This window comes from Sporomusa sp. GT1, assembly GCF_014634905.1.
GTDB lineage: Bacteria > Bacillota > Negativicutes > Sporomusales > Sporomusaceae > Sporomusa > Sporomusa sphaeroides.
On sequence record NZ_BMBX01000065.1, the window covers coordinates 1 to 1,560 of the forward strand.

General features: G+C 46.5%; 1 protein-coding gene. It reads right to left on the reverse strand.

Annotated elements, in window-relative coordinates; genetic code table 11:
* Positions 1-134 precede the first annotated feature (134 nt).
* The gene (locus tag GT1_RS21825) at positions 135-1,310 is read right to left on the reverse strand and encodes an IS110 family transposase (protein ID WP_188400488.1); all 1,176 of its coding nucleotides are present in this window, start codon (positions 1,308-1,310) and stop codon (positions 135-137) included.
* Between the last annotated feature and the right edge of the window lie 250 nt (positions 1,311-1,560).

The following is a 1,560-nucleotide window of genomic DNA, read 5'->3' on the forward strand; positions in this document are numbered from 1 at the left end:
AAAGACTAACTATTAAAAGTCAAGCCCTAAGTTTTAAAAAAACTGAGCATGGGAAATGGGTAATCGGACACGAAAAATGTGCACGCCAAATAGAGCGTCCTTGTGGGCGCTCAGAAAGCGGTATGTTGTTGGAGTTAAGTAGCGGGTTTGTATGGGAGCCTGTTTTTTTCCAAAGCGTACATAAGGCGTACCAGCTTCTTAGCGGCATGAGAGATGGCAACATTGTAGTGCTTACCCTCAGCGCGTTTCTTGGCAAGGTAGGCAGCAAAGGTATCATCCCAATGGCAGACAAACTTGGCAGCATTAAAAATAGCATAACGCAAATATCGGGAGCCACGTTTTTCCATGTGAGAGTAGGAAGATGTCAGTTGTCCAGACTGATATGTGGAGGGCGAAAGCCCAGCATAAGCCAAAATCTTATCAGGTGAATCGAACCGGGAGAAGTCGCCAACTTCGGCGAGGATCATGGCACCCATGCGGTAGCTAATGCCAGGGATGGTCAGAATCGGAGATTGAAGTTCGTCCATGATAAGCTTGATTTCCGTCTCAATTTCCACAATCTGTGCATCCAGTTCACGGATGAGGTTAATGGTGTGGCGCAATTCAAGGGACTTGGCAGGCATTAATGAGCCAATGGAGCATCTGGCGGCATCGCGGATTTCGATAGCTTTCTTGCAGTCATACCGGCCTTTGGAGGCATTATTGAGCAATGATTTCAAGTGGTTTAGGCTTGAAGTGGCAATCTGATGTGCGCTGGGGAACTGACTCAAAAGTGCGTAAACAGAGGTCATGTGAAGTGTCGAAACCAGTTTTTCAAGCTCGGGGAATAAAATCGTGATCAAACGGGAAATGGACTGTTTGAGCTGCGCCCGCTCTTTCACCTTGTCGAACCGATAACGAGAGAGTGACTTTAGTTCCTCATTGTGATATGCTGTGTCTGTGTAGGACTTGAGGTTCACATCAGACATAAGCATAGATGCAATCGTTCGGGCATCAACCTTATCAGTCTTGGTTTTTCTAAGGCTGAGACTCTTGCGGTAGAGATGGGTATGGAGAGGGTTGATGACAAAGGTGGTAAGACCTTTGTCGAGCAAAAAGCCGAGCAAATTGTAGCTATAGTGTCCGGTGGCCTCAAGACCTACTTTTATTTTGCCCGAAGCATCGGATGCAGAGCAAATTCTTTGAAACAGGGCAGTAAAGCCGGTCATGGTGTTTGGAATGGTGAATACATCTTGCAGCACCTCGCCTTCCGAGCTGACGATGCAGCAATCGTGCTTGTCCTTAGCAACGTCGATTCCGACACAGATCATAGCGATACTCCTTCGTAAATGGATTTGATACTGCTTGGGACCACAGGACTCCTTGCGCTTGTAACCTCGTTCCATATAAACCGTCGAGCGGTATCTAACTGATTAACAAACTTACAAGAAGACTGTGGTTGGAGCCTTTATGAAACCATCTTGTGGTAGGAGATGGACACCAATCCACAGTATCCCTTACAGTGTAGCACATTGCCCTTGAAGAGGGGCGTTAATAACTACTACTTTATAATACGAGGAG

Bases quoted from the DNA above. Each gene is read 5' to 3' on its own strand.
- GT1_RS21825 (WP_188400488.1), bottom strand. From the start codon at position 1,310: ATGATCTGTGTCGGAATCGACGTTGCTAAGGACAAGCACGATTGCTGC.